Genomic DNA, 258 nt, shown 5'->3' with positions numbered 1-258 from the left:
ATTAGGCGCTACGGCTTCTGATAATAAAGATGGTGACATTTCTGCAAACATTGTTATTGGTGGTGATACTGTTAATTCTAATGTAGCAGGTACTTATATTATTACTTATAATGTTTCTGATGTGGCTGGAAATCCTGCAACGCAAGTTAATAGAACAGTGAATGTGATTCCTGATACAACGGCACCTGTTATTACTCTTACGGGAGCAGCGTCTATCGATATTAATGTTGGTGATACTTATTCTGAATTAGGCGCTAC

At 37.6% G+C, this 258-nt stretch carries 1 protein-coding gene; it reads left to right on the top strand.

Annotated features, from left to right (window positions below):
- The coding region (locus tag ACH5TX_RS00065) for an immunoglobulin-like domain-containing protein (protein ID WP_439337526.1) at positions 1-258 on the top strand (258 nt) is incomplete at both ends.

Origin of the sequence: Thalassobellus citreus, assembly GCF_044385915.1 — a bacterium.
Lineage (GTDB): Bacteria > Bacteroidota > Bacteroidia > Flavobacteriales > Flavobacteriaceae > Thalassobellus > Thalassobellus citreus.
Note: the sequence above shows the minus strand (reverse complement) of the source record. Positions and strands in the feature narration are given on the sequence as shown.